General features: G+C 61.4%; 23 protein-coding genes and 2 pseudogenes. 17 read left to right on the top strand and 8 right to left on the bottom strand.

Going from position 1 to position 24,238, the window contains the following annotated elements:
* Positions 1-20: 20 nt before the first annotated feature.
* Positions 21-1,460 (top strand): ISKra4 family transposase, encoded by a 1,440-nt coding sequence (locus tag ACFSOZ_RS16790; RefSeq protein WP_465264461.1) that lies wholly within the window; start codon positions 21-23, stop codon positions 1,458-1,460.
* 58 nt (positions 1,461-1,518) lie between these two features.
* Entirely contained in the window at positions 1,519-1,947 is a 429-nt protein-coding gene (locus ACFSOZ_RS16785) for a transketolase C-terminal domain-containing protein (RefSeq protein ID WP_206073795.1), read from the top strand.
* 249 nt (positions 1,948-2,196) lie between these two features.
* Here the strand turns inward: ACFSOZ_RS16785 and ACFSOZ_RS16780 are convergent, their stop codons facing one another.
* From ACFSOZ_RS16780 to ACFSOZ_RS16760, 5 genes and pseudogenes are all read right to left on the bottom strand, one after another.
* Positions 2,197-2,937: an SDR family NAD(P)-dependent oxidoreductase gene (locus ACFSOZ_RS16780; protein WP_379100057.1), complete on the bottom strand. Its 741-nt coding sequence runs from the start codon at positions 2,935-2,937 to the stop codon at positions 2,197-2,199.
* On the bottom strand, positions 2,934-3,356 hold the full coding sequence (locus ACFSOZ_RS16775; protein WP_095090239.1) for a Zn-ribbon domain-containing OB-fold protein: 423 nt from the start codon (positions 3,354-3,356) through the stop codon (positions 2,934-2,936). Before ACFSOZ_RS16775 ends, ACFSOZ_RS16780 begins: the two co-directional genes overlap by 4 nt.
* Position 3,357: 1 nt before the next feature.
* Positions 3,358-4,533 carry a thiolase family protein gene (locus ACFSOZ_RS16770; protein WP_095090238.1) on the bottom strand — a complete coding sequence of 392 codons (1,176 nt, stop codon included), beginning with the start codon at positions 4,531-4,533 and terminating at the stop codon, positions 3,358-3,360.
* Between the two features lie 36 nt (positions 4,534-4,569).
* Positions 4,570-6,072, bottom strand: a complete 1,503-nt coding sequence (locus ACFSOZ_RS16765; protein ID WP_095090237.1) for a sugar ABC transporter ATP-binding protein — start codon at positions 6,070-6,072, stop codon at positions 4,570-4,572.
* Between the two features lie 60 nt (positions 6,073-6,132).
* Positions 6,133-6,690: pseudogene (locus tag ACFSOZ_RS16760) on the bottom strand (AMP-binding protein); the annotation flags it as partial.
* A gap of 261 nt (positions 6,691-6,951) precedes the next feature.
* Here ACFSOZ_RS16760 and ACFSOZ_RS16755 point away from each other — a divergent pair.
* The gene (locus ACFSOZ_RS16755; RefSeq protein WP_167392290.1) at positions 6,952-7,530 is read left to right on the top strand and encodes a helix-turn-helix domain-containing protein; all 579 of its coding nucleotides are present in this window, start codon (positions 6,952-6,954) and stop codon (positions 7,528-7,530) included.
* 393 nt (positions 7,531-7,923) lie between these two features.
* On the opposite strand, the gene ACFSOZ_RS16750 is transcribed toward ACFSOZ_RS16755, so the two are convergent.
* Positions 7,924-8,121, bottom strand: a complete 198-nt coding sequence (locus ACFSOZ_RS16750; protein ID WP_095090231.1) for a GntR family transcriptional regulator — start codon at positions 8,119-8,121, stop codon at positions 7,924-7,926.
* Positions 8,122-8,634: 513 nt separating this feature from the next.
* Entirely contained in the window at positions 8,635-9,264 is a 630-nt protein-coding gene (locus tag ACFSOZ_RS16745) for a TetR/AcrR family transcriptional regulator (RefSeq protein ID WP_095090230.1), read from the bottom strand.
* Between the two features lie 94 nt (positions 9,265-9,358).
* Here ACFSOZ_RS16745 and ACFSOZ_RS16740 point away from each other — a divergent pair, with 94 nt between their 5' ends.
* Complete coding sequence (locus ACFSOZ_RS16740; RefSeq protein WP_095090229.1) at positions 9,359-10,261, top strand: NADP-dependent oxidoreductase; 903 nt, start codon at positions 9,359-9,361, stop codon at positions 10,259-10,261.
* 72 nt (positions 10,262-10,333) lie between these two features.
* Complete coding sequence (locus ACFSOZ_RS16735; protein ID WP_095090228.1) at positions 10,334-10,768, top strand: DoxX family protein; 435 nt, start codon at positions 10,334-10,336, stop codon at positions 10,766-10,768.
* A gap of 335 nt (positions 10,769-11,103) precedes the next feature.
* Here ACFSOZ_RS16735 and ACFSOZ_RS16730 read toward each other — a convergent pair whose 3' ends face one another.
* Positions 11,104-11,685 carry a TetR/AcrR family transcriptional regulator gene (locus ACFSOZ_RS16730; protein WP_206073794.1) on the bottom strand — a complete coding sequence of 194 codons (582 nt, stop codon included), beginning with the start codon at positions 11,683-11,685 and terminating at the stop codon, positions 11,104-11,106.
* 244 nt (positions 11,686-11,929) lie between these two features.
* Here ACFSOZ_RS16730 and ACFSOZ_RS16725 point away from each other — a divergent pair, with 244 nt between their 5' ends.
* The 12 genes and pseudogenes from ACFSOZ_RS16725 to ACFSOZ_RS16670 all read left to right on the top strand — a co-directional run bounded on the left by ACFSOZ_RS16725 (position 11,930) and on the right by ACFSOZ_RS16670 (position 23,905).
* Positions 11,930-13,126: an acyl-CoA dehydrogenase family protein gene (locus ACFSOZ_RS16725; protein WP_095090226.1), complete on the top strand. Its 1,197-nt coding sequence runs from the start codon at positions 11,930-11,932 to the stop codon at positions 13,124-13,126.
* Between the two features lie 10 nt (positions 13,127-13,136).
* On the top strand, positions 13,137-13,685 hold the full coding sequence (locus ACFSOZ_RS16720; RefSeq protein ID WP_095090225.1) for a flavin reductase family protein: 549 nt from the start codon (positions 13,137-13,139) through the stop codon (positions 13,683-13,685).
* Between the two features lie 43 nt (positions 13,686-13,728).
* Positions 13,729-14,574, top strand: coding sequence for an intradiol ring-cleavage dioxygenase (locus ACFSOZ_RS16715; RefSeq protein ID WP_379100054.1), 846 nt, complete (start codon positions 13,729-13,731; stop codon positions 14,572-14,574).
* Between the two features lie 20 nt (positions 14,575-14,594).
* Positions 14,595-14,927, top strand: a complete 333-nt coding sequence (locus tag ACFSOZ_RS16710) for a hypothetical protein (RefSeq protein WP_379100052.1) — start codon at positions 14,595-14,597, stop codon at positions 14,925-14,927.
* Positions 14,928-15,142: 215 nt separating this feature from the next.
* On the top strand, positions 15,143-16,411 hold the full coding sequence (locus ACFSOZ_RS16705; RefSeq protein WP_379018107.1) for an ABC transporter substrate-binding protein: 1,269 nt from the start codon (positions 15,143-15,145) through the stop codon (positions 16,409-16,411).
* Between the two features lie 36 nt (positions 16,412-16,447).
* On the top strand, positions 16,448-17,167 hold the full coding sequence (locus ACFSOZ_RS16700) for an ABC transporter ATP-binding protein (protein WP_206073819.1): 720 nt from the start codon (positions 16,448-16,450) through the stop codon (positions 17,165-17,167).
* Positions 17,160-17,864, top strand: coding sequence for an ABC transporter ATP-binding protein (locus ACFSOZ_RS16695; RefSeq protein WP_206073793.1), 705 nt, complete (start codon positions 17,160-17,162; stop codon positions 17,862-17,864). Before ACFSOZ_RS16700 ends, ACFSOZ_RS16695 begins: the two co-directional genes overlap by 8 nt.
* A gap of 4 nt (positions 17,865-17,868) precedes the next feature.
* Complete coding sequence (locus ACFSOZ_RS16690; protein WP_379100050.1) at positions 17,869-18,735, top strand: branched-chain amino acid ABC transporter permease; 867 nt, start codon at positions 17,869-17,871, stop codon at positions 18,733-18,735.
* Complete coding sequence (locus ACFSOZ_RS16685; protein ID WP_095090220.1) at positions 18,732-19,748, top strand: branched-chain amino acid ABC transporter permease; 1,017 nt, start codon at positions 18,732-18,734, stop codon at positions 19,746-19,748. Before ACFSOZ_RS16690 ends, ACFSOZ_RS16685 begins: the two co-directional genes overlap by 4 nt.
* On the top strand, positions 19,745-20,782 hold the full coding sequence (locus ACFSOZ_RS16680; RefSeq protein WP_379100048.1) for a maleylacetate reductase: 1,038 nt from the start codon (positions 19,745-19,747) through the stop codon (positions 20,780-20,782). The genes ACFSOZ_RS16685 and ACFSOZ_RS16680 overlap by 4 nt, the downstream gene beginning before the upstream one ends.
* A 406-nt stretch (positions 20,783-21,188) precedes the next feature.
* Positions 21,189-22,556: pseudogene (locus tag ACFSOZ_RS16675) on the top strand (ISKra4 family transposase); the annotation flags it as partial.
* A gap of 179 nt (positions 22,557-22,735) precedes the next feature.
* Positions 22,736-23,905 carry an IS110 family RNA-guided transposase gene (locus ACFSOZ_RS16670; RefSeq protein ID WP_095081722.1) on the top strand — a complete coding sequence of 390 codons (1,170 nt, stop codon included), beginning with the start codon at positions 22,736-22,738 and terminating at the stop codon, positions 23,903-23,905.
* Positions 23,906-24,238 lie beyond the last annotated feature (333 nt).

Here is a 24,238-nt window from a genome sequence, read left to right as displayed (position 1 = left end):
TCAAGGAGGCAGCGATGGCAGTGGAATGGACGATCACGATCGAGGGCAGGAACGAATTTGGCGACACCTGCCGGAAGGAGGTCCGCATCGACAAGAGCTGGAAGGGCTTGTTCGACGGCGATATCGGCTTCTCGATCGACGATGGAAAGAAAATCATGGCGGCCCTGCAGATCGCGGTCGTCAGCCACGAGGCGGAGACCTACTCGCTCTTTCGCCGCGTCTGCCCTGATTGCCACACGTTCCGGCCGGTCAAGGGCTATACGACGCGCAAAATCCGGACTGTCTTCGGCACGGTGGAGGTTCGCAATCCCCGTTGGATGCTCTGCCGGGATTGCCATCCTGGCATGGTCGCTGCCTTCGCACCACTCAACGAGATCTGCCCTGATCGAGCCACGCCTGAACTGATTGAACTCACGGCACGATTGGGAAGCATGATGCCGTATCGGCAGGCAGCGAAGCTTGGCGAATTTCTGCCGATTGAACACCCCGAGACGTACGTGACCGTGCGCAAGCGGACCATCAGGATCGGTGAACGGCTCGATGAACAGATCGCGAAGGAAGAAAGGCGCGCGCGAGCTCAAAGGCACGATCGAAGCCAGCTTGAAATGCAGCTTCCCGGCGACCGACGCAAAGAGTTCGTCATCAGCATCGATACGGCACATGTTCGCAGCGCCGATCCCAATTCCGCGCGAAACTTCGAGCTCGTTGTAGCTCGATGCGGCCGCGGCGGTCGGGGTGATGTCGGTGGCCGCTACCTCGTGACCAGCAACACCGACCAGGCTGCAATCCGGGATCGAGCCCTCCACGCACTTCAGCAAGAAGGCTATTGCGGCTTTGGCAACGTCACCGTGATCTCGGACGGCGCCGAAATCCTGAAGCGGCTGCCCCGCGCCATGCCGAAGCCGACAGCCCACATCATCGACTGGTTCCACATTGCCATGAAGATCCAGCCCATGCAGCAGATCGCCGATCACATAGTGCGATCCCAGTCCGACCCTTTTGAAGTGCTTCCAACCATCGACAGGGACATCAGAGCCGTGAAGTGGCGTCTCTGGCACGGGCGGGTCGATGGCGCGATCCGCGACCTGGAGCAATTCCTGGCGAGACTGAAAGACTCGCAAAGGGACGGCGAGTTCTCGATCGCACGGCTTTATAGCCTCGCCTCGCAGCTCATCCATTCAAATCGCGGCGCGATCGTCAACTATGGAAAGCGCTATCGGGCTGGGCTTCGCGTTGCCTCCGCTCTGGCCGAGTCGGCGGTGAATTCACTCGTCGGCAAGCGGATGGTCAAAAAGCAGCAGATGCGCTGCTCCCCCCACGGTGCCCACATGCTCATGCAGGTCCGGACGGCGGAGATCAATGGCGAACTTCGCGATCGGCTGCGGGCACCCTTCCGACAGCCAGAGCCAAACGTGCCCCCATTATTCAAGCCCAAACCACCCCTTCTGCGCGCCGCGTAACCCCAGAGAAATTGCCGGTCTCATTGAATCCCGCTCCCTTTGCCAAACGAAATCGGCCGTGGAGCTGACCGATGGCGCTGAAGCTGTCGGCATGGCAAGAACGCGCCGCGACGGGAACGACGCTGTGATCATCACTTGGGGAACCATGGTTGGGCCATCTCTCGCGGCAGCCGAGGCTCTTTCAGCGGAACAGCTCGATGTGGGCGTGCTGGATCTTCGTTGGCTGAACCCACTTGCCGAGAAGGCTATCGTCGACGCCGTGACAGCGGCGAAAGGCAAGGTGCTCATTGTCCACGAGGCGGTGAGGACGGGGGGATTCGCTGCCGAAATCGCCATGCGTATTCGCGAACTCGTTCCGGAAATGGATGTCAGGATTTCACGATTGACGACCCCCGACGTCAGAATGCCATCGAGCCCCGTACTGCAGAAGGCGCTTCTCCCGAATGCCCAGACAATTGCGGAGGCCGTGAGAGCAATAGGGGGCTGACCGCCAGCCTCCGGTGTGGTTTTGGAATCACCGGCTCCATTTTAGCCAGTGCCATCGGTAAAAAAGGCGGACATTGCCTCGATCTGGCCGATCAGCATCCTGTCTCCCGGTGGACATGCGCGCCGGCCCTCTGCGCGGCCTCAAGCAAGGGGGTCATCGCCGGAGCCATAACCACCTCGCAGAAGCAGACTGAAACCATGAAACTCGGAACGTCTTGCATTCGTGAAGGCCGCCTCTGGATAGTGGCATTTACTTTTTGACTCGGCGCTTGGGAAACGGCATGCCGGCGCTGTGGGCGGCGGCTCCGCCATCGACAGGAATGATGGCACCGGAAATATAGGACGCCTCCGGCGAGACCAGGAAGGCGATGAGGTTTGCCACCTCTTCCGGTCGCGCCATGCGTTGCTGCGGCAATTGCAACTGCTGGCTGGACGAGAAGCCTTCCATGACGCCGGACATCATCTCGGTTGCGGTCGGGCCAGGGCAGACGCAGTTCACGCGGATGCCAAAACGCCCATAGTCGACCGACCATGAGCGGGTCAGCGCCACCAGCGCTCCCTTCGAGGCCGTATAGGCATCGGCGAGCGGCATTGCCCTGAGTGCGGCTATGCTCGACAGTAGGACGATGGCGCCATCATTGCGCATCGCCGGGCGGAACGCGCGCACGCTGAGCATCACCCCCGTCAGGTTGACGGCAAGGGTTTTGTTCCATGCGTCGAGCATCAGCTGTTCGGCGCGGTTGTCGTCTGGCCGCAGATTGATCCCAGCGCATGCGATCAGCGCATCCATCCCGCCGATCTCGCTGGCGCAGGAGCGCAGATCATTGTCCGAGATAACGTCGCAGATGTGGCTGGTAATCGCCGGGTCCGGATTAGGCTGGCGGTCAAGCGAATGCACCGTCCAGCCGCGATCTCTGAGGATGCCGGCAGCGGTGCCGCCAATGCCCCTGGCGCCACCCGTGATGACGGCGACCGGTGCCGCCGCGCTCATTGCGACACTCCGGTCTTTTCGAGCCGGAAGACCGGCAGCACCATGTCTCCCGCCGGCTCGAAATCGACGCTGACCCGGTCGCCAATACGGGCCTCCAGCGCGCTGTCGCCGACGATGTTGCTCATCAGCTGCACGCCCTCGTCTAGGCGGATGACGGCGAGCACATAGGGCAAGCGGTCGGCAAAGCCGGTCGGTGGGCCGGCGAGCTGCGTCGTCACCGCGTAGATCTCGCCCTTGCCGGCGGACGCGCGCCAGTTCAGCCTCTCGCCAAGACAGTATGGGCAGACACGCTTAGGGTACATGATCGGCCTGTCGCAGTCGCCGCATTCCTGGACCACGAAGCGCCGTTCGGCGGCGGCCTGCCAGTAGCCGGCCGACCAGTGGCTGGGGTGGGGCAGCGGGCGAGGGGAGTTGGTCATGCTAATGCTCCTTCGACAGGATGGTGACGTGCGAATCCATCCACGTCCCGCCCGAGGCGGTTTCAACCGCGTTGACGAGGTTCGGCACCTGCCGCGCCCCGGCCTTGCCCATCAGTTGCCGGAAGGCCTCGACCAGCACCGCGATGCCGCCGCCGACGGCCGTATGTCCCTGCGAAAGCATGCCGCCATTGGTGGTCATCGGCATCGAGCCGCCGGGCGCGGTCTCGCCAGCCGCGACAAAGGCGCCGGCGCGCTCGCCACGGCAGAGCTTCAGCCCGTCCAGCGCGATCATGGCGAACACCGGATAGGCGTCGTAGAGCTCGGCGATCTGGATATCTTTCGGGCCGATGCCGGCCTTTTCGTAAGCTTGCGCCGCCGCCTGTTCGTAACCGAGCCTGGCGAGGTCGGTATCCTGCGAGGTCGTGTAGTGGGTGACGAGCGAGCCGTGGCCGCGCACATAGACCGGATTTGCCGTGATGTGGCTGGCATCCTCGGCGCGGGCGACGATGAAGGCGGCCGCGCCGTCGGCCAGCATGTTGCAATGCTTGGCCCTGAGCGGCGTCGCCACCATCTTCGAGGCCAGCACCTCCTCGATGGTGAGCGGCGTGCGGAACATCGCGTGCGGGTTGAGCTCGGCCCATTTGCGCAGCGACACGCAAAGTGCCGCCATCTCCTCGTCGGTGGTGCCGGTCTCGTGCATGTAGCGGTTGGAGGCGAGCGCGCCGACGGCGTTCATGTTGTGGCCGTATGGTGCTTCCCATTCCTCGGAGACGCCGGTGGTCGAGAACAGGTCGATGCCGGCCTGCTTGGGCAGCGAGCCGACAGCATCGGAATGGACGCACAGCACGTTGCGGGCAAGGCCGCTGGCGACCAGTCCCTCGGCCAAAGCGAGCATGCTGGCGCTGGTCGCGCCGCCCGACATCACCTGCACGTTCATCCGGGCCGAGCGCAGCATGCCGAGCTCCTCGCAGAGCCTCGAGAACACCAGGTCGACGTTGAAGTGGCGCGACGCCAGCGCGCCGACCGGCATGACCACATCGATGTCACGCGGCGACATGCCGGCGTCGAGGATGGCTTGCCGGCAGGCGAGGATCGCCGCCTCTATCTCGCTGCGTTCGGGAAACCGGCCGGATGGCACTTCGCCAATTCCGACCGCGGCTGCTCTGGCTTTCTGCATTGGCATGGGGCCTCCTGGTATTGCTGGCGCCGCCGTTCAGTGCACGGCGGCGTACATGATCTTTTCTTCGGTGGCGTCCTCGGTGCGGAATTCCTCGACCACACGGCCCTTCTGGCAGACCAGGATGCGGTCGCTGAGGCCGAGGATTTCAGGCAGGTAGGACGAGATGACGATGACCGCGAGGCCGTCTTCGGCGAGGCGTTCGATCAACTGGTGGATCTCGGCGATAGCGCCGACATCGACGCCGCGCGTCGGTTCGTCGAAGATGATGATCCTCGGCTTCTGCACCAGCCCTTTGGCGATGACGACCTTCTGCTGGTTGCCGCCCGACAGTTCAATGACGCGGGCGTCGGCGTTGATCGAACGGATTGCCAGCTTCTGGCTCCAGTCGCGGGCAACCGTCGCGATTTGCGACATCCTCACCACCAGGCCCTTGTTGAAGCCGGCGGCGATGTGACCGACGCCGACATTCTCGGCGATCGACATGGTGTCGAAGAAGCCCTCGACCTTGCGATCCTCGGTGACGTAGACGATGCCGTCGTGGACGGCCTGCCGGGGCACGCGGTAGCGGACGGAGCGTTCGCCGAGCCTGGTCTCGCCGCCATGCAGGAAATTGCGCTTGGCGATGCCGGCGATGATTTTTGCGGTTTCGGTGCGGCCCGAGCCGATCAGCCCGAACATGCCGGTGATCTGGCCGGCATAGACGGTGAAGGAGGTGTTGCGCACGACCTTGCCCATCGACAGGTTCTGCACCGACAGCACACGCTCGCCGGGCTTGCGGCGCGGCTTCCCGCCTTCGCCGTAGAGGTCGCGCGACAGCGCCCGCCCGACCATGGCGGTAACGATGCGCTCGCGGTCGAATTTCGCGCGGTCGTCGCTGATCACCAGCCTGCCGTCGCGCAGGATGGTGATGCGGTCGGAGAGTTCCAGTGCTTCCTCCAGCGCATGGCTGATGAAGACGACCGAGACGCCGTCGTTCTTCAATCGCCGGACCAAAGCGAAGAAATGGTGCTTCTCCTCCGGCGTCAGCGATGCCGTGGGCTCATCGAAGACGATGACGCGGGCGTTCTGGCGCACCGCGCGTGCGATCTCGACCATCTGCTTCTTGGCAACGCCCAAGCCGGCGACGCTCGCCCATGGGTCGACGTTGAAGTTCAGCGATTGAAGGAATTGCTGGGCCGCGATGTAGAGCGGACGCAGTTTGTTGAAGAAGCGTTCGTCGCCGAGGAAGATATTCTGCGCCACCGTCATCGACGGCACCAGGCTGTTTTCCTGATAGACCATGTTGATGCCGCGCCGCATGGCATCGGCCGGCGAGGCGAAGGAGACCGGCACGCCTTCGAGCAGGATCTCGCCCGCGTTCGGTTGGATGACGCCGGCCATCAGCTTGGTCAGCGTCGATTTTCCCGCGCCGTTCTCGCCGAGCAAGGCATGGATTTCGCCTTTGCGAAGCGTGAAGTCGACGGCTTCGACGGCGGCGACGCCGCCATAGCGCTTGGTGATGCCGCGCATCTCGATCAGCACCGGCCTGTCGTTCATGGCAGCATCTCGGGCCCAAGCCGCAGCACTGCATCGCCGCCTTTGGAAGTGATCGATGATGGCGCGGTGGCTGATGACGGCGCCCTTGGGCAGGCCGGTGGTGCCGCTGGTGTAGAGGATCAGCAGCCCATCCTCGGCGCTTGCCGAAATATCCGGCTCCTGCGGCGAGCCTGTGTCCAGCATATGTTCATAGCCGTCGCCGAACAGGGCCAGCGGGTAGGCCAGCCCGAGGCTTGCCGCCGCTTCGGCAAAGCGCGGCGAGGCGAAGATGAAGCGCGGTTCGACAAGCCTGAGGCAATGGGCGAGTTCCGGTGCCGCCTGCCGCCAGTTCTGGCAAGCGGCGATAGCTCCGATCTTGGCGCAAGCAAGCACGATCTCGATGTATTCCGGCCGATTCTCCGAGACGATTGCGACACGATCACCCGCCATCACGCCATCATGCCGCAGCGCCGATGCCAGCCGGTTCACACGCTCGTTGAGCATCCCGTAGCTGATTGTTTTGCCAGCCCCGACGATGGCGGGCGAGGCAGCATTGGCGCGGGCACTGTCGCGAAACAGCGATGCCACCGTTGGTCCCGCCGCCGCGGCACGAACCGCGCTGGATCCGTGAAGACCCATGGGGCGCGGATCGCTCACGCCACTGCTCCGAAGAGGCTGCCGGCGGACAGATGGCGCAGATTTTCGGCACGCGCCAAAACGCGGCGCGACATGGGCTGTCGCATCCATCTCCTCCCGGACAACGACTGATGTTTCCTCGATGTTTCCTACAAGAAAACTTTCATGTCAACACGATTTATGCGATATCCCGTCGACTATGCCGACACGCAGCGTGCGACGCGCCAGCGGTTTTCGTGTGCTCCGATCGATCGGGGGAGGAAAATGGACGTCAGCGCAAAGATGGGAGAAATCGGCGCGTCCCTGCGCCGGCTTCGCAAGACCGCCAACCTGACGATGGAGGCGGCCGCGCGCCAGGCAGAGGTGACCAAGGGCTATCTCTCCAAGGTCGAATCAGGCGTTTCGCAGCCCTCGATCGCGGTGGTCAGCCGGCTGGCCGACGTCTATGGCGTGCCGTTGTCCGATGTCTTCATCTCGCCCGGCGAGAAGGGGCCGATCTCCATCGTCCGTGCCGACGAACGAAGGCCGATCAACCGCAACGGCAGCGAGCTTGGCTATGTCTATGAGGTGGCCTCCTTCAACAAGGCCAATCCGCGATCCGAGATATTCTTCCTGACCTTGCCCTGCATCGAAGACGTCCAGCTGCCGCGTTTCCGGCATGCGGGCGAGGAGATCCTGCTGATGCTGGAGGGGCGCATCCGTTTCGACTTTGCCGGAACCGAGATGATCCTCGGACCGGGAGACTGCATCCAGTTCGAATCCTCTTTCGAGCACAATGGCGTCGCTATCGACGGCAAAGAAGCCAAGGCCTTCGTGGTGATTACGCCTGAACGGTCAACGTAACAGGGTCGATCATATTGCTGTTTTGATCAACGAGCGGCCCATTTTGAATGGGTCAACTCGCTGCGGAGACTCCTTCGGACAAATCCCAGCAATGGGCGCTACCCATCAGGTCCGCCACTTTGCCCGCGCGTCATATGCATCATCACGCCGGCGCCTCGAGATAAGCGAGCAACGACCGGTCTGTCCCATTTGATGGAGAAAACTGGCTCGTCTGCAGGTGGCCGGGTCGGGGCACTCTATTATATGTCGAGTAATTGGTTGAATTCTATCACGTTCCGATCCGGTCGCGTACAAAGCAGTCTGGGATTTGAACGATGCGGATCGAAAGGCCACCAAGTCGCATGACGGCCAAACGATGAGGGCCGCGCTCTTACAAGCCGCATGGAAGCGACGCTAGTCGCCGAACAGGTCGGGACACGCCACGTTGAGCCGCTGCACCGTCCACAGCACTTCGCGCAGATGCGCAGCCATCCGGGCACCGGGCTGTTTTGCCTCGCCGGTTTCAACGGCCTCGAAGATCGCCACATGCTGAGCAAGCTGCGTTTCGAGGTGGCGACGCTCGGGCAAGCTAAGGTAGCGCACACGATCCATCGCAGCTTGACCACCTGGATGACCCGCCAGCTCCGGGGCAGGCCGGCCTCCTCACAGCGTTCTCGATATCGAGGAAAAGCTCGCGGGCGCCCTCGGCAACCGCCTTTGCCTGCCTGGCGAGGTTCGCTTTGCCGTCGGCGATGAAATCACTCGAGTCGTGGCCGGCCAGCCTCTGCACGACAGTGACACTGAGCACTCACTAATGAACTGGGCTTCCTCCACGTCGCTCAGCCGGATCGGCGCGACGAAGCTGCCGCGCTGCGGCAGGATGTCAATCAGGCCTTCATAGGCAAGCCGAATGAGCGCTTCACGCAGGGCGTGCGGCTGACGCTGAGTTGCTGGGCAAGGTCCTGTTCGCTCAAGGCTTCGGATGGCAGCATCACCAGCGTGGTGATGGCGCGGGCCTCGCCCTACGTTTCTATCAATTGGTCGCCATCTCCGGTGACATGCGGTACGGCGGCACTACTAGCCGGCGAATGATCTTGTTCTTATGGCTTTTGGCTACAGACACCGCTAGCCAAGCGAACTGATCAACCCGTCGGCAGCGGTCTCGCTTCTTTCCTGCTGCTCCCGTCTGGAGGGGCCGGCAAGCCCCATTAGCAGGCCGAGCATATGGCTGCCGAGCAGCCGATCGATGAATTGGACGGCGAGTTCGCGTCGGCGCTCCGCACTGAGCGCGCTGGTTTCCTGCTTAAGTCCGAGCGTGAACGCAAGCATGCCTTCGAGATTGCCCACGAGGCTGGTATGCGCCATCCCTGCCAAACCGGGAAAGCGTGTGGCCTCGGCGATAACAGTGCGCATGAGGGCTATGGTGTCTGGGTCCGTCAAACGGGTCTGCGCTGTCATCCCCGCCCAGATCAAGACGTCTCTTAGCGGCTTCTCCAGAAGGGCCGCCCACTCTGCCTGCTCGGCTTCGTCGTCGGGATCGCAGGCATTGGAGATGACGGCCGAGAACAGCTCGTCCTTGCTCTCTGCATGCCGGTAGAGAGTCATGATCGAGACGTTCGCCGTCTTGGCGATGCTTTCCATGCTCGTCCCCTCGTAGCCAGTGTCGAGGAATGATGCCTTTGCGGCCGCGAGGATGTCGGCACGCTTGCTCGCCATCAACTTCGCTTTGGGATGGTCGGGAGCCCAGGATTTCATGCGGCTTGACTCCGATACGATAGTCAATCATATCATTTGAACGATACTGAACCTTATCGTATCTCTGCGTCAAAATACACGAAGGTGCCGACATATGAAAGCTGCCCGTCTCAAAGCGTATGGGGACATTGATCAGTTCGTCATCGATGACGTTCCTATGCCCAAACCGGAAGCCGGCGAGGTGCTGATCAAGATCGAAGCCTCCGCGGTCAATCATTTCGACCTGATTATCCGCCAAGGCTACATGGCCCAATACATCCCTTTGGAACTTCCCGCGGTGTTGGGCGGTGATGCTGCCGGTACCGTTGTCGAGGTCGGCGCGGGCGTGACCGGAATCGTGATCGGCGATCGGGTGATTGCCGACTTCGCGGCGAACGGCAGGGGTGCCCATGCCGAATACGGAGTTGTTCCTGTTACGGCTGCCGCCAAACTTCCTGCCAATCTCACATTCGAACAAGGTGCTGCTCTACCGAAAGCCGGTCTCACTGGACGACAATCCGTGGATGCTCTTGGCGTCACGGCGGGCGACCGCGTCCTGATTTCGGGAGGCATCGGCGCGGTCGGGCGCGCCGCAATCCAATATCTCCAGGAGATTGGGGCAAAGCCGGTGGCCGGTGTCCGTCCCGATCAGCTCGAAGAGGCGCGCCAACTGGCTGGCGAGGCGCTCGATATCACCCAGCCGCCGACTGCCGCGACATTCGACTATGCGATCAGCACCACAGCACCCGCCGCGAGCAATCTCATCAAGCATGTGCGAAACGGTGGTCAGGTTGCCAGCATCGTTCCGGTGCCGGAAGACGGCAACGTTCGCGATCGCGTGACAATCTATGAACTCTACCATCGCGCGGACGCGGCTACGCTGGCCGCAGTGGCTGACGCCGCGTCCCGCGGTCTATTGACCATCCCGGTCGCAAAGACCTTCCCCCTGGATCAAATCGGCGCCGCACAGAACGCCGTCGCCGCTGGCGCCGGGGGCAAAGTCGTGCTGAACCATTGAACGTCCATAGCGTGGTGTCCAGCCACACAGAGCGATGTTTCTGCTGAACCTCCAAATCAGGTCATAGCCGCCATGTCTGTTTCTCAAGCTCACACTGCCTCTCGCTCGTCCTCTCGTCCGTGGCACATCGGGCTGTGGGTCGCCCAGATCGCACTCTTCATCCTGTTCGGCATGCCGGGCATCATGAAGACATTCATGGATCCGTCGGCTCTTGCGCCGATGGGTATTGCCTGGGCAACCGACGTCCCAATCTGGTTGCTGCGCTTCATCGGACTATGCGAGCTGGCCGGCGCACTCGGCATGATTCTTCCGGCGGCGACGCGCATCCTGCCGTTCCTGACGCCCCTGGCCGCGCTCGGATTTGTCACCATTCAAGTGCTGGCCGTAGGCTTCCATGCATTTCGAGGCGAAACCGCTCACACCCTGCCGATGAACATCATCTTCCTGGCGCTATCGCTGTTCGTCCTTTGGGGCCGCACGCGCAAGGCACCGATTGCCAGCCGCTGATGCAGCGGTTCCCACATCTTCCGGCGCATGCACACTTCAGCATGCGCCTGCCTGAGTGAACAGACAGCACACCCCTTCAAGGCCGCTCTCAAGCTAGCGTCGAAAAGGGCTAGTCACCGCCCGGACCGGTCGCCGGCGCGCCGAGCGCTTTCCACACGCGTTCTCGGGTGTCCAGCGGCAGCGTTCGGCCTGGCACGCGCGCTCATGCTGCAGCCGGCTTCCCCGTTACCCTGACGTCCCATAGGAGATGAATCTTTAGTGCGAATGGCTTGGCAGATTCACGAGAAATGACTCGCGACCGGGATAGGCTCACCTATGCGGGCTACCTGGAGATTTCAGAGCCTTGATTTCTCCGGCGGAAGGGCAGGGCGGGGTCGTGAAGCGAGATCCTTGGCCTCGGCCTCGCCGATACCGGTCATGCAGAGGAGCCGGACGACCGTCTCGTCTATGAGCGACGGTGGCAGGTGCTCTTTCGTGATGGCGAGGCTGACGCCGACGATAGCGTAGGACGCCATTTGCCAAGTGAGTCTGGCATCGACCACCTTGAAGCGACCCGCCTGCGTGGCATTTTCCAGATCCCGGATCGCGAAGGGACCCATGCAACGGAACATGGCGTCGGCAATCACTTCAGGGCGGTTGAGGAGCTGCTTCCAGCGCATGTCGCCCGTCGCGTGGTCAATCACGGTCCGGATGCCAAATGCGTAGACCTGCGCGGGATCGGCGAAGGTGTTGGTGACCTCCTCAATTCGCAGTGCCAGATTATGCATCACGCGCTCCATTACTGAAACGGCGAGATCATCCTTGGATTTGAAATAGCTGTAGACCGTTCCCGCGCCTACGTCCGCGAGGTCGGCGATCTCCTGCATCGTGGCGGAATCAATGCCCTTCTGGGAAATTACCGTATAGCCGGCCTGCACCAAGGCTTCCCGGTTTCGTTCCTGCCTGAGAGCGACTCTGCTCTTGGTCGACGCTTTCGAAACCTGCAATGGATTTGCTCCCATTCCTGCGGGTGTGCATGCCGTACGATGCCGACAAAAGTCAAGTTCGGACTCGGAGAACGCGAAGATAAGTCATTTACGGCTACAGATCGATATTGACAATCATTCAAACTCGAATACCATTCATTTTCGTTGGGTGGATAGAAACTCCGGGAGGGTAGCCATGAACGCTCATGCGCTCGCACGCGTCGAGGAATCGAACGTCAAGGCCATTGCCGAGAGCTTGATCCCGTTGCTCTCGTCACGAGCCTTCGAGACCGAGAAAGACCGCAAAGTACCGGCGGAGAACATCAAGCTGTTGCATGAGAGCGGGCTGCTTGGCGTGTTCCGTGCCAAGAAATGGGGCGGGTCCGAGTTGTCCATGCGCGCCCATGTCGATGCGGTGTCTACAATTGCCAGGGGATGTGGCGCTACGGCCTGGGTACTCGGCGTCTATCATGCCCACGACTACATCATCGGGCATATGAACGAGAGGGTACAGGAGGAAATCTACTCGACCAGCGATATCAACGCCGTGGCCGCCGTCATTGGGCCACGAGGCAAGGCGGTCCGACAAGCCGATGGCTCCTATGTGTTGAATGGATTCTGGCCGTTCGCCTCCGGCAATGCTGCGGCGCGTTGGCTGCTGCTCGGCGCAGAAGTGTTCGACGAGGCCGGCAACAAGCTGGACGAGGGCGATCTCGCGGTGCCGACAGGCGACGCTGAGCAAATCGACGACTGGCATGTGGCCGGGCTCCAGGGCACTGGCTCCAACTCGGTGAAATGCACGAATGTCGCGGTTCCTGCCCATCGTTTCGTGTCGCTGCCCGCGATCCTGGAAAATCAAACGCCTGTCTTCGCAAGCCACGACGCGCCTGCGATTTACAGATGTCAGGGCGGTCCGGCCCTCGGCATGTTCATTGCCACTTCGGCGCTTGGCGGTGCGCGGCGCGCGCTCGAAGAGTTCCGCAAGCTCGTGCCAGGCAAGAAGGTAATGTATACCTCTCACATTTCGCATGAATGGACGGCCTTGCAGATTGAATTGGGCGAGGCCGCGGCGATGATCCATCAGGCGGAGTTAGTCTTCTACCGATGTGCCGACGACGTGGACGAGTATGCTCGTCGCGGTGAAAAGATGCCGATGGAAATGCGCGGCCGCATCCGCATGGATATCACTGTTGTTCCGCGCCTCTGCCGCGATGCGGTGCAGAAACTGCTTACAATCGGTGGCGCTGCCGGCCTGTCGCTGAAGAGCCCGATCCAGCTCAATTTCCGCAATTTGCAGGCCACATCGATGCACGGCTTTCTGCTGCACAACGCCGGCGCGGAAATCTATGGCCGAGTGCTCCTTGGCGTGGATCCCGGCACTGGTGTGATTTGAGGTATTAGTCATGGTTGCGAGGACCTCGACCTTCCCATCGGTTCCGGCGGCTGAATATGTCACGTCGGTGGCGCAACACGTCTCCTCGGTATGCGTGATCACCACGGGTCTTGACGGCGAACGGTTTGGCATGACGGCTACAGCCGTGTCCTCGGTCTCGGCAGAGCCGCCTCGGCTACTGGTCTGCGTGAACAAGAGCGGCATCACACATGAGAAGATCCTGGAGGCCGGCAGCTTCTGCGTCAACGTATTGGCCGAGGAGCAGGACAAGCTGGCCCTGGTATTCGCGGGGGTCGGCGGCAACCGGCAGGATCGCTTCTCGGTGGGCGAATGGATAACGCTCAAGACCGGCGCTCCCGCTCTGATCGGGGCGGCCGCTGTGTTCGACTGCCTCGTCGGGGGGACGTCCGACCAGTCCACGCATACCGTGTTTTTCGGGGATGTGGTCGCAACGGCTGATCGCAGGGGCGCAGATACCCTGCTCTACGGCGGGCGCCGTTTCAGGCAATTGCGCAAGGTCTTTGCCGGCGTAGATGTTGGTGAAAACGAATTTCTCTGAATGCTGTCGGCGGCGGTCGAAAGGCTCCGCGGGAGAGGATCTGATGACGCGATACTTTACGGAGGAAAATTCGACCGAAGCCGTCAATGCGCGCATGGGCGAGAGCGCCGATCCGCGGCTGGTAGAAGTGATGACGTGCCTGGTCAAGCACCTGCACGCCTTCGCCAAGGAAATCCATCTGACCCAGGAAGAGTGGGACTTCGGCATCGACTTTCTCACCCGGACCGGCCAGATCTGCAGCGCCGAGCGGCAGGAGTTCATCCTGCTCTCCGACGTACTTGGCTTCTCCATGCTGGTGGACGCGATCAACAACCGGCGGCCGACTGGTGCCACCGAAAACACTGTGTTGGGGCCATTCCACGTCGACAATCCGCCAGTCCGGAAGATGGGCGAGAATATCTGTCTGGACGGCAAGGGCGAGAGTTGCCTGTTCGAGGGCAGGGTGCTGGACCTCGGCGGCAACCCAGTCAATGACGCCCGCGTGGACGTGTGGTCGGACAATGCCGACGGCTTCTACGATGTGCAGCAACTAGGCATTCAGCCGAAGTGGAACAATCGCGGACTGTTCGTCACAGGCGAGGATGGCAGATATGCCTTTGTCGGTATCAAGCCCGTTTCCTATCCGATTCCGGACGATGGTCCTGTCGGCAAGATGCTCGGGAAACTTCATCGCCATCCCTACCGCCCTGCCCACATGCACTACCTGGTGACGGCGCCCGGATACCAAAAACTTGTGACCCACATCTTCGTTAGAGACGATCCCTATCTCGAATCCGATGCCGTGTTCGGGGTCAAGAAATCGCTGATTGCGTCGTTCGAACTTGTCAAGGTCGGCGAGACGCAATGGCATTCGCCCTTCGATTTCGTGCTCACGCCAATCTCAGCCTGATCGGATTGGAGGGTTAATTCATGCCGTTGGTAAAGATCCATGTCGAGAACGAACTCTGGCAAGATAGGAAGGATGAATTGGTCGCAGTGCTCGAGCCGATACGGTCGATGCTCTGCAAGACCTTCAAGGTCGACACGTCGCTCTGTCAATTAGCCATCATCCCCACCTGGGGCGTCGACGACCAAGCACCCGTTGCAGCGGAGATCCAGATACTTCCGAAACCTGACAGGACGCGCGAGGTCATACTTGGCGCTTGCGAACGGTTACGCGAGGCGCTTTCGCAAGCGGCAGGCGCGCGCGTGGTCATTCGTTCGACCCAACTCAATCCGGAAACCTATCTGGCACTGAAGTAGCGCCGGGATAGGTAACCAGGAACGCGAGGATAGCAGTGGATTCAAGACATACCCTTGCTCAGGGATGCGCCCCTTTGAGCATAGGCAAGACAGCAGATTTCTAACCGACGGGACGCCGTCGTGACAATTGCGAAATGCATAGACCGCGCAGGAGAAGTGGGCGCGGGTTCGTCGGAAACAAGGCAACCGGGAGGGTCTTCATGTCCAAGCTCAACATCATGAATCGCAGAGAGTTGCTCAAGGGTGCAGGGACCCTACTTGCCGCGCCAGCCATTCTACGCGTGACCCGCGCTTCCGCGCAGGACGCCGTGTTCAAGATCGGCTACGTGTCGCCCAACACCGGCCCGATTGCCGGTTTCGGCGAGGCGGACGCGTTCATTCTGGGCGGCGTGAGGAAGGCCTTCGCTGGGTTGACCAACAATGGCAAACCCGTAGCGGTCGAGATCATCGCCAAGGACTCGCAATCGAGCTCGAACCGTGCCGCGGAAGTCGCCACCGAGCTGATCGAACGGGATGGCGTCAACATGCTGCTGGCCTCGGCGGCGCCGGACACCGCCAATCCCGTCGCCGATCAGGCGGAACTCAACGAAATTCCTTGCATCACCTCGATTTCGCCCTGGCAACCCTACTTCTTCGGTCGCAACGGTGACCCTGCGACCGGCTTCAAATGGACCTATCACTTTTTCTGGGGCCTCGAGGACGTGATCGCCAATTTCCTGGCCTTGTGGGATCAGTCGGGCGCCACCAAGAAAATCGGTGGCCTGTTCCCCAACGACGCCGACGGCAATGCCTGGGGGGATCCCAAGCTCGGCCTGCCGACGCCGCTCGCCAAGGCCGGATATTCGCTCATCGATCTGGGCCGCTACCAGGTCATGAACAATGATTTCTCCTCGCAGATCGCCGCCTTCAAGGAAGCCGGCTGCGAAATCGTGACCGGCAACATGATCCCGCCGGACTTTGCGACTTTCTGGTCGCAGGCCGGTCAGCAGGGTTTCAAGCCCAAGGTCGTGACGATCGGCAAAGCGCTGCTCTTCCCATCGGTCATCGAATCGCTCGGTGCTCGCGGTGACGGGCTGACATCGGAAATCTGGTGGTCGCCGAGCCATCCTTTCACGTCGAGCCTCACAGGCGATAGCTCGAAGGCGATCGCCGACGACTATACCGCTGTAACGGGCAAACAATGGACACAGCCGATCGGCTTCAATCATGCCTTGTTCGAAGTCGCAGCGGATGTCATTAAGCGCACTGCCGACCTCAGCGACCCGCAATCGGTGGTCGATGCGGTTGCGGCCACCGATATGCAGAGCTTAGTGGGCCCGATTTCGTGGAAGGGCGGGCCGCTCAACCCGGTCAAGAACGTCGTGCGCACGCCTCTCGTCGGCGGCCAATGGCAGAAGAATGGCGACCACTTCGAGCTCGTCATAACCAACAACAGCCAATATCCGTCGATTCCCGTCGGCGGTAAGCTGAAGCTCCTGTCATGAAGAAAGAGGAAGGTGGGATACGCCGCCCACGGCATCATAACCATGCTGCTCCTTGACTCTCTAAGCAAACGTTACGGTGCGCTCGTTGTAACGGACAGCTTCTCGTTCGAGGTCGCACAAGGTGAGTTCGTCGGAATCCTCGGCCCCAATGGGGCCGGGAAGACGACCCTGTTCAATCTGATCGCAGGTACCGTGAAGCCAGATACCGGCACGATCACTTTCCAAAGTCGCGATATCACCCGCGAAGGGGCGGCCGCACGTTGTCGCTCGGGTATTTCCCGTTCATTCCAAATTCCACATCCCTTTGTCGGCATGACCGTGTTCGAGAATGTGCTTGTCGGCGCGACCTTCGGGCGAAAGGCGGAGGGCTCTGTGGACTACGCCATGCAGGCTTTGGAGCTGTCGGGGCTGTCGAAGAAGGCAAACCAACTCGCGGGTTCCTTGCCGCTGCTCGGCCGCAAGCGGCTCGAGCTTGCGCGAGCACTTGCGACCGAACCGCGGCTGCTGCTGCTCGACGAAATCGCCGGAGGCCTGACAGAGAGTGAGTGCCACGAATTGCTTGACGTGCTGCGCCAAGTCCATGCCTCGGGTGTCACGATCGTGTGGATCGAACATGTGGTGCGCGCGCTGCTGTCAGTCGCCCAGCGACTGGTTGTCGTGAATTTTGGCAAGAAGATCGCCGACGGCGCTCCGGATAAAGTGATGGACAGTAGCGAAGTGAAGTCCGTCTACCTTGGAGAGGACGCGCTTGTCTGAACCGCTGCTTTCCGTCGAAGGGCTCGATGCCTTCCATGGCGATGCGCAGGCTCTGACCAGCCTCGACCTCACTTTGGCCAGGGGGGAGCTGCTCGCCCTCATCGGTGCGAACGGAGCGGGAAAGAGCACTCTTCTCAAATGCGTCGCCGGTTTGGTGAAGAACCGGCGAGGGGCCATTCGCTTCAAGGGCGAAGATCTGCTGCGCATCCCGGCATTCGAGATCGTGGCGAAAGGAATTGCATTGGTGCCGGAAGGCCGCCGCCTGTTTCCTTCGCTCAGCGTTGAAGAAAACCTCCTTATAGGCGGCAAGGTTGGACGGCCAGGTCTTTGGACGACCGCCGCTGTGTACGAACTCTTCCCGGTTCTCCGGGACAAGCGCCATGCACCCTCGACCTCACTGTCAGGGGGCCAGCAGCAGATGCTGGCGATCGGCCGCGGGCTGATGTCGAATCCCGATATTCTGCTTCTCGATGAACTTAGCCTCGGGCTGGCGCCAGTGGTCATCAAGCAGATCTACGAATTGCTGCCAAAAGTCGTGGGCAATGGTCTTTCCGTGATCCTCGTCGAGCAAGACGTGAAGCGGGCGCTTAGCGTCGCCGACCGCTTCATGTGCATGCTGGAAGGCAAGGTTTCGCTGGAGGGCAAGCCGGACGCCTTCACCGGCGAACAAATCACCAGCGCCTATTTCGGAACCTGACCCCATGGGATGGATCAACATCGTCATTCAGGGCATGTTGGTGGGCGGGCTCTATGCGCTCTTTGCCACGGGCCTGTCGCTGATTTTTGGCGTCATGCGCCTGGTCAACATCGCCCATGGCGATCTGATCATCGGCGCCGCCTATCTTGCCTACACGGTCATTCAGTTGACTGGACTGCATCCGCTGGCGAGCCTTGTCGTCGTGGTACCGGCGGCTGCGGCCTTCGGCTACGGCCTGCAACTCGGCATACTGAACAGGACCCTCGACAAGGATATTCTTCCGCCGCTGCTGGTCACCTTCGGCCTGTCCGTCATCATTCAAAACGCTCTCTTGGAAATCTATAGCGCTGACAGCCGAAAACTGAATGCGGGCTCTCTCGAGATCGGGAGCTTTAGCCTCGTTCCAGGGATAGACATCGGCTATTTTCCGCTGCTCACCTTCCTCAGCGCCATTGCCGTGGTCTGGGCACTGCAAGTCCTCTTGTTCCACAGCCCGGCGGGGCGGGCTTTTCGCGCCGTGTCAGATGATCCGGAGGTCTCCCAGCTCATGGGCTGCGACAACCGGCGCGTCTATGCCTGGGCGATGGCACTCTCTATGGCCGTGGTCGCCATGGCGGGCGTGTTTCTCGCGGTCCGCGCCAATTTCGACCCTTTCATGGGGCCTAGCCGACTGATCTTCGGGTTCGAAGCGGTCATCATCGGCGGCCTCGGCAATCTCTGGGGCACGCTCGCCGGCGGGATCATCCTTGGCGTCGCCCAGGCAGTCGGGGCGCAGATCGACCCCGGCTGGCAGGTACTGGCTGGTCATCTCGTCTTCCTCGTCATCCTAGCCGTCAGGCCGCAAGGCTTTTTCCCCAGAGGGGTTACATGAGCACGCACCATGTCACCCGCTCCACGATGCTCAGCCGTTTTGCGCTCGTCACTGCCATTGCTCTTGTCGTCTTGCTCGCGGCTGCACCCGCATGGGCATCGACGGCCACGCTGCGCCTCATTGGCGAGGTCATGATCTATCTGGCGCTCGCCAGCCTTTGGAATCTGCTCGCCGGTTATACGGGTCTCGTCTCGGTGGGCCAGCAGGCTTATGTCGGCTTCGGCGGCTACATGCTGTTCACGCTTGCCATCCATGCCGGGATGCATCCGCTCGCCGCGATCCCGGCGGCGGGCATCGCCGCGGCACTCGTCTCCATTCCGGTCGCCAAGCTCGTGTTCCGGCTCAACGGCGCCTATTTCGCGATCGGAACATGGGTGGTGGCGGAGGTTTTCCGCCTCGTCTTCGCCCAGATGTCCTCCCTCGGGGGAGGGTCAGGGTCGAGCCTGCCGATCACTATCATGAAGGAGATGGCCGGTTCGAAAGCGATGAGAGAGTCACTTATCTACTGGGCCGCATTGATGCTCGGCGTCGGTTCGGTGGCATTCGTCTATATGCTCCTACGCTCGCGGATCGGCCTGGCGCTGACAGCCATCCGTGACAGCGAGACGGCGTCCTTGAGCCTGGGCATCGCCATTCCTCGGATCAAGCTTGCCGTCTATGTCTGCGTTTCCGCCGCGACCGCCATGGTCGGATCGCTGATCTTCTTGCAGAAGCTCCGCATCGCGCCCGATGCCGCCTTCAGCGTTAACGACTGGACGGTGCTTGTGATCTTCATGGTGGTAATCGGCGGTATCGGCACGATCGAGGGGCCGATTATCGGCACCATCCTCTTTTTTATCCTGCGCGAGTTCCTTGCCGACCTCGGCTCCATTTATCTTATGATCCTCGGCGTGCTCGCCATCGTCATTATGGTCATCTCTCCGAAGGGAATCTGGGGCCTGGTATCCGATCGTCTCGGCATATCGCTGCTTCCTGTCGGCTATCGCGTTGAAACCAGAGAGGACTTGCGATGAAGCCGTTCGTTCATGTGCCGCTGCCCACACGAGTGATCTTCGGACGTGGGCGAATTGCTGAAGCGGCAACGGAGGCCAGGCGCCTCGGCATGGCGCGGCCGATGGCTGTCGCCACACCACATCAGGCGGCCTCGTGCGAGGAGCTGGCGCGAGCCGTCGGCGGCACAGCGTATCCCTATGCCGTGATGCACACGCCCGTTGATGTCACAGAGAAGGCCGTCGCCTTTGTCTTGGAAAATGGTATCGACGGCATAGTCTCTTTGGGCGGCGGGTCGTCCACCGGGCTCGGCAAAGCCATAGCGCTCAGGACCGATTTCAATCAACTCGTTATTCCGACCAGCTACGCCGGATCGGAAATGACCGACATTCTCGGCGAGACTGAAGGTGGCCTGAAAACCACCAGACGCGACGCACGCATCCAGCCAGAGGCCGTCATCTACGACCCCGATCTGCTGACGACGCTGCCCGATGCCTTTGCAATGACGAGCGGACTGAATGCCATCGCCCATGCGGTCGAGGGACTCTTCGCTACAGACGGAAATCCGATCGTCTCGCTGATGGCGGAGGAAGGCATTCGCGCGCTGGCTGCGGCCTTGCCGAAGGGCCACGCCGGCCATGACGATGCGCTCTATGGCGCATGGCTGTGCGGATCAGTGCTCGGCAGTGCCGCGATGGCGCTCCACCACAAGCTCTGCCACGTGCTCGCAGGCTCATTCAATCTGCCGCACGCCGAAACCCATGCGATCGTGCTACCGCATGCGACCGCCTACAACGCCACGTCAGCACCCGAGGCCATGGGGCGGATCGCGCGCGCTCTCGGGGTGAAAGACGCCGTTGATGGGCTTCATAGTCTGTCCAAAGCGATCGGTGCGCCAGTCGCCCTTAAAAATATTGGCATGCCGGAGGACGGGCTGGACAAGGCCGCAGATATCGCCGTTTCGAGCCCCTATCCGAACCCTCGCCCTCTCGAGCGCGCGGCAATCCGCACTCTGCTCCACAACGCCTATCATGGCCTGCCGGCCGATCGCGGCTGATTGTCAACGTGGGACGGGCTTCGCGGTCTCGACCAAGGAAGATACGCCGATCGTCCTCAACCTTATGGTAAAATGACGTGATCCCGGCAGGCCCCTCATCGAAAATGCGATGGCATGCCGGCGTGAGATTGCCTGCTGTAGCAGGCGGCCGGCTTCCGATTAGCGGTCCCATCCCATGCGAGTGCAAGTTGGCATTTGAATGCTTCCGGGTGCCCTTGACTTGGAATCACCAGCTGCGCTTACCGAAGATGCGCTCGATCCCGGCCTGTAAATGGGCAGCCATCCTTCTGCGGCCAAGGCCGGATCGCCAGCCTCGATTGCCGCGAGACCGGTAATTTCTCTGGGGTCGAATACGGGTTGTTTGGCCCAAGCAGTCCATCACCGTCGCTTCTTCAAGGAGGCAGCGATGGCAGTGGAATGGACGATCACGATCGAGGGCAGGAACGAATTTGGCGACACCTGCCGGAAGGAGGTCCGCATCGACAAGAGCTGGAAGGGCTTGTTCGACGGCGATATCGGCTTCTCGATCGACGATGGAAAGAAAATCATGGCGGCCCTGCAGATCGCGGTCGTCAGCCACGAGGCGGAGACCTACTCGCTCTTTCGCCGCGTCTGCCCTGATTGCCACACGTTCCGGCCGGTCAAGGGCTATACGACGCGCAAAATCCGGACTGTCTTCGGCACGGTGGAGGTTCGCAATCCCCGTTGGATGCTCTGCCGGGATTGCCATCCTGGCATGGTCGCTGCCTTCGCACCACTCAACGAGATCTGCCCTGATCGAGCCACGCCTGAACTGATTGAACTCACGGCACGATTGGGAAGCATGATGCCGTATCGGCAGGCAGCGAAGCTTGGCGAATTTCTGCCGATTGAACACCCCGAGACGTACGTGACCGTGCGCAAGCGGACCATCAGGATCGGTGAACGGCTCGATGAACAGATCGCGAAGGAAGAAAGGCGCGCGCGAGCTCAAAGGCACGATCGAAGCCAGCTTGAAATGCAGCTTCCCGGCGACCGACGCAAAGAGTTCGTCATCAGCATCGATACGGCACATGTTCGCAGCGCCGATCCCAATTCCGCGCGAAACTTCGAGCTCGTTGTAGCTCGATGCGGCCGCGGCGGTCGGGGTGATGTCGGTGGCCGCTACCTCGTGACCAGCAACACCGACCAGGCTGCAATCCGGGATCGAGCCCTCCACGCACTTCAGCAAGAAGGCTATTGCGGCTTTGGCAACGTCACCGTGATCTCGGACGGCGCCGAAATCCTGAAGCGGCTGCCCCGCGCCATGCCGAAGCCGACAGCCCACATCATCGACTGGTTCCACATTGCCATGAAGATCCAGCCCATGCAGCAGATCGCCGATCACATAGTGCGATCCCAGTCCGACCCTTTTGAAGTGCTTCCAACCATCGACAGGGACATCAGAGCCGTGAAGTGGCGTCTCTGGCACGGGCGGGTCGATGGCGCGATCCGCGACCTGGAGCAATTCCTGGCGAGACTGAAAGACTCGCAAAGGGACGGCGAGTTCTCGATCGCACGGCTTTATAGCCTCGCCTCGCAGCTCATCCATTCAAATCGCGGCGCGATCGTCAACTATGGAAAGCGCTATCGGGCTGGGCTTCGCGTTGCCTCCGCTCTGGCCGAGTCGGCGGTGAATTCACTCGTCGGCAAGCGGATGGTCAAAAAGCAGCAGATGCGCAGGTCCTCCTACGGGGCCCACATGCTCATGCAAGTCCGGACGGCGGAGATCAATTGCGAACTTCGCGATCGGCTGGGCTTGAATAATGGGCGCACGTTTGGCTCTGGCTGTCGGAAGGGTGCCCGCAGTATCCCCAGAGAAATTACCGGTCTCATTTTCTGGAGAAGTCGCCGCAATCTCACATTTAAGATGCTATGGGGCTGGCGGCGAAGGTGGCACTTTCGGCGCTTCCAACCAACCCGATGGAGAGCCCCATGCCGCAATCAAACGATCTGAGCCGGTCCGTCGCCACCCTGAATCAGGATAGCACACTCGTTGTCGTCATCGAGATGAGTCAATCGAGTTGGCTTGTCGCGGGAATGCTGCCGGGCGTCGAACGACACCACCTGAAGAAGCTGGCGCCCGATGAGGATGGGTTGCTGCGGCTCCTGCATCGCTGGCGCGAGGAAGCGGCCCAGGCGGAGCGCGAGATCGAACGCATCGTTGTCGCCTTCGAGGCGGGGCGTGACGGTTTTTGGCTGGCGCGCTGGCTCAGGTCGCGCGGCATCGAAGCCTATGTCATGCATCCATCGAGCGTCGCCGTGTCACGTGAGCACCGGCGTGCGAAGACTGATCGCCTCGACACGGAGTTGCTGATGCGCGCCTTCCTCGGCTGGCTGCGCGGAGAAAAGCGCCACTGCAGCATGGCGGCTATTCCGACCATCGAAGAGGAAGACGCCAAGCGGCCGAACCGCGAGCGGGAAAAGCTGGTCTGCGATCGCACGCGCATCGTCAACCGCATGAAGGCGGCGCTCGCGCGCCTGGGAATTCGTGGGTTCAATCCGACGTTGCGCAAGGCGGAGGAGAAGCTTGCTGCGTTGCGCACGGCGGAAGGCTCCCCTCTCCCTGAAAATACCCAGGCTGAGTTTCGCCGCGACATGGCCCGGCTGCGTCTGGTGCGCGAACAGATCAAGGCCATCGAGCAGGAACGCCTGCGCAAGCTGGAGACGGCCTCGGCCGTCGAGAAGGGACCTCACGCGATGGTTCGCCTGATCTCGAGCGTCATCGGCGTCGGCGTCGAAACCGCGGATATGCTCGTCAACGAGATTCTGTCACGCCGTCTCCGGGATCGAAAGGCGGTCGCCCGCTATGCCGGCCTCACCGGCTCTCCGGATGAGAGCGGCGCGCGACGGCGCGAGAGAGGCCTCGCAAGAGCCGGCAATGCCCGGGTACGGCGCGGGATGATCCAACTGGCCTGGCGCTTTCTCCGGTTCCAGAAGGATAGCGCTTTGGCGCAGTGGTTTCGGAAGCGCACCGAGGATGGTCGGGGCGGCACGCGCAAGACCATGATCGTGGCCGTCGCGCGGCGCCTGCTCATCGCGCTCTGGCGCATGGCCACCATGGGCGAGATCCCGCAGGGCGTCGCAGTGCGGTCCGCTGGATAACGAAGAAGAGGATCAAGCTATCGGGGCCTGACGCGCCAACAGCGCCAGACTCCCAACGATCCGAGGCGGTGGCGAACCGGCACTGCACATGGGCTTTGCACCGTAATTAAGAATGGTCCCGCCGCCCCGGAGCCTTGCTCGCGATGCGCATTACTGCATCATGGCTGGGTCAAAGCACCCGCCGCATACAAGTACGCGAGAGCATTGTCTCGCCACGCGCAGGCTCCCTCGGTATCGACGTCCGCGATCGATAAGCCAGCCGGCGGATGCTTCTGTCGTGGATGGAGCAGCTGCCCTAAACGCAAACGAGGCCAATGAATGGACGCAAAAAAG

Origin of the sequence: Mesorhizobium newzealandense (assembly GCF_042682145.1) — a bacterium.
Classification (GTDB): Bacteria; Pseudomonadota; Alphaproteobacteria; order Rhizobiales; family Rhizobiaceae; genus Mesorhizobium; species Mesorhizobium newzealandense.
The sequence above is the reverse complement of the archived record's forward strand: the minus strand, read 5'-3'. Positions and strand labels throughout refer to the sequence as shown.

Bases quoted from the DNA above. Each gene is read 5' to 3' on its own strand.
- ACFSOZ_RS16780 (WP_379100057.1), bottom strand. From the start codon at position 2,937: ATGAGCGCGGCGGCACCGGTCGCCGTCATCACGGGTGGCGCCAGGGGC.
- ACFSOZ_RS16775 (WP_095090239.1), bottom strand. From the start codon at position 3,356: ATGACCAACTCCCCTCGCCCGCTGCCCCACCCCAGCCACTGGTCGGCC.
- ACFSOZ_RS16770 (WP_095090238.1), bottom strand. From the start codon at position 4,533: ATGCAGAAAGCCAGAGCAGCCGCGGTCGGAATTGGCGAAGTGCCATCC.
- ACFSOZ_RS16765 (WP_095090237.1), bottom strand. From the start codon at position 6,072: ATGAACGACAGGCCGGTGCTGATCGAGATGCGCGGCATCACCAAGCGC.
- ACFSOZ_RS16755 (WP_167392290.1), top strand. From the start codon at position 6,952: ATGGACGTCAGCGCAAAGATGGGAGAAATCGGCGCGTCCCTGCGCCGG.
- ACFSOZ_RS16750 (WP_095090231.1), bottom strand. From the start codon at position 8,121: ATGGATCGTGTGCGCTACCTTAGCTTGCCCGAGCGTCGCCACCTCGAA.
- ACFSOZ_RS16745 (WP_095090230.1), bottom strand. From the start codon at position 9,264: ATGAAATCCTGGGCTCCCGACCATCCCAAAGCGAAGTTGATGGCGAGC.
- ACFSOZ_RS16740 (WP_095090229.1), top strand. From the start codon at position 9,359: ATGAAAGCTGCCCGTCTCAAAGCGTATGGGGACATTGATCAGTTCGTC.
- ACFSOZ_RS16735 (WP_095090228.1), top strand. From the start codon at position 10,334: ATGTCTGTTTCTCAAGCTCACACTGCCTCTCGCTCGTCCTCTCGTCCG.
- ACFSOZ_RS16725 (WP_095090226.1), top strand. From the start codon at position 11,930: ATGAACGCTCATGCGCTCGCACGCGTCGAGGAATCGAACGTCAAGGCC.
- ACFSOZ_RS16720 (WP_095090225.1), top strand. From the start codon at position 13,137: ATGGTTGCGAGGACCTCGACCTTCCCATCGGTTCCGGCGGCTGAATAT.
- ACFSOZ_RS16715 (WP_379100054.1), top strand. From the start codon at position 13,729: ATGACGCGATACTTTACGGAGGAAAATTCGACCGAAGCCGTCAATGCG.
- ACFSOZ_RS16710 (WP_379100052.1), top strand. From the start codon at position 14,595: ATGCCGTTGGTAAAGATCCATGTCGAGAACGAACTCTGGCAAGATAGG.
- ACFSOZ_RS16690 (WP_379100050.1), top strand. From the start codon at position 17,869: ATGGGATGGATCAACATCGTCATTCAGGGCATGTTGGTGGGCGGGCTC.
- ACFSOZ_RS16685 (WP_095090220.1), top strand. From the start codon at position 18,732: ATGAGCACGCACCATGTCACCCGCTCCACGATGCTCAGCCGTTTTGCG.
- ACFSOZ_RS16680 (WP_379100048.1), top strand. From the start codon at position 19,745: ATGAAGCCGTTCGTTCATGTGCCGCTGCCCACACGAGTGATCTTCGGA.
- ACFSOZ_RS16670 (WP_095081722.1), top strand. From the start codon at position 22,736: ATGCCGCAATCAAACGATCTGAGCCGGTCCGTCGCCACCCTGAATCAG.